Raw genomic sequence first — 2,228 nt, 5'->3', positions numbered from 1 at the left:
CATGGCTCGGGGTAGAAATTGGCAATCACCCCTCGGGTCTCATTCAACACTCTGACGTTGTGATGGGTCTCTTTCGTCCCTGCGGGCAAACCGTTATGACTGAGGTCAGGTGACGACCAGAGATTTATCCGTCCACATGGTGCTCCGGAGCATTCATAGGACATCACTGTCCTCCATCGTCCAGGCGCATTTTCCGGCGCCTTATAGCCATGGCCATAAGAAAATCTCGGGGGACGTACGGTGGCGTTCGCGGGCTCATGATCTGCACCGAACAGGTGCCCGATCTCGTGGGCAAGGCTGCTGGTCGTGGCACCGAGACAATTCCGTTCCACTACCGCGAATGCGGTTTCCTTCGTCGCAAGCACGCGCTGCGATTGCCCACAGACCGACCGTGACGGACCGGTATCAATGATCATCAGCACGATGTCTGCCTTCTCAATATCAAGAACCTGATGCATGACGCCGAGTGCGCCTCTTCTTCCGGCAACCAGATCGTCAAGCGTCTGAGTAACACCGGTTTCCTGATAGCCGGAAAGGACGTTGGCGGCGCGCTCGAGTTCAATCTTGATTCCGCTATGAGAGAAACTCTCGTTGGCTAAACAGACGGCCTCCCGCATTTCTGCGAAGACCACCTCGCGGTCATCGCCGAGGGCCGTAGTTCCGTAGCCAAACAGAACACGTACTGTCGATTTCGCCTCTTGCTCAACGTCGTCAGAGCTGACCGCATCGAGTGCATCCGGGCTGACATCGCGAACCGGTGCCTCGCGTGGAAGCCGGCGAAAATCCTTTCGAATCAGCACACCGTCTTGCAGTTCGTATCGAAAGCTCCCAATGTCAAAGATGGCCCTTAGTTGTCCGTCAGCAGCCTCGGTGATCCGAACCGCTCTCTCCGCATCCAAGCACGAAGACGGTGCCTTAGATGTAGAAGTAGATGTAGATGTAGATGCCATCGTTCCGGTCCAACGAAGCCGGGCAGAGGGCATCGCGGCCACTGCTCCTGCATCCGTGCCCGCCGGGACATAGACCGGGTCTGGAGCCGCATTCAATCGCGGGCCTGCAGTGCGCTTCAATCGCACGATTGCATCGAAGAGATCCACTTCGATCACATTGTCGGACAATGCCTCTGGGTGAACGTCGACACGGCGAATCCAGTCGACAATGCTATCCTCGTGCTGCTTACGAATCTGCATACCGGGATCCCATCCGCCGACAGGAATCTCAATGAACTTGGATGCCGCCTGCGCAGGCCAGGATGCGCTGCTGAATAGCACGACGGCCAGAGAGAATAGAGCTGTTTTCATGATCTACTCGTAGTATCGGTGCCACATGGCATGACGAACGCTACGGCCTTGCTACTGACCACTTGGAGACTTTCGTCACATAGGCTGTGGGAGACAGCGATGTCGAGTAGCATGCGACAAAATCTCCCTATGCAAGCTCAGGATTGGTCAGATCTGAAGCGCTGAAATTCGGCCTCGCCATGCCAGCGATACTCAAATAACTGGCGCTTGCGACACCTGATAGTCTGGCCGCCGGTCCCTCACATCATTGCGCTCATTGAACACAGCGCGGCGCGTATCGCGCTTCACCAGCTGATCATCGTTGAGGGTATAGCGCCAGACGCCGTGCCTGAACCCCGCGCGTGCGCCCGAGGCACTCAATCTGATGCTTATGCGCTGCGGCTGGCTGAGCTTGGGTTTGCATCCGGGGACGTGCTTTTCGCCGTTCCCGTCCATTGCACGCTGGACATCGTGACAACTTCGCGATGGACGCCCTGCGCACCATCAGGGCGGTACATGACCTCTTCCGCGGTTTCGAACAAAGGGACGGAAGGATCGCGGACAAGGTGGAGAACAACGTCATACAGGTTGACGGTAATCTCGTCTGCGGCCGACGCAAGCTCATTCACTCGAACCAGACGCACCCATTCCACGGTGTCGCCACTCGCACGCAGGCGCTGCTCTGCCTGTACCACCGATGTATCGGCAAGCGCCTCCACGAATGGCTCAGCGGCCATGGTCTGCGAGAGCCATACCGGCGTGTAGAGCTGCAACGCCGCCAGCATCCTGATCGCTTCTATTCGAATTGCATGGACCTCCGGGACAGGACCGACGTCGGCTGCCTGGGGCAGCACGATACGTTTCGATCAATCACTAGAGGAATGCGGGCAAGGTCGCAATGGTCAACCGCGACAGCCCCAGCCAAGCATGTGTGGCAGGGCATTCTCA

2 protein-coding genes are annotated in these 2,228 nt (G+C 57.5%); both read right to left on the bottom strand.

Translation table 11 applies throughout. The annotated features are described in order from the left end of the window. Positions 1–1,301: reprolysin-like metallopeptidase (locus AB0E19_RS38470; RefSeq protein ID WP_362189834.1), on the bottom strand; the 1,301-nt coding region annotated here is incomplete at its 3' end. Between the two features lie 368 nt (positions 1,302–1,669). Next, positions 1,670–2,134: a hypothetical protein gene (locus AB0E19_RS38465; protein ID WP_054172775.1), complete on the bottom strand. Its 465-nt coding sequence runs from the start codon at positions 2,132–2,134 to the stop codon at positions 1,670–1,672. Positions 2,135–2,228 lie beyond the last annotated feature (94 nt).

Source organism: Streptomyces sp. NPDC047974, from assembly GCF_040653375.1.
Taxonomy (GTDB): domain Bacteria; phylum Actinomycetota; class Actinomycetes; order Streptomycetales; family Streptomycetaceae; genus Streptomyces.
The sequence above is the reverse complement of the archived record's forward strand: the minus strand, read 5'-3'. Positions and strand labels throughout refer to the sequence as shown.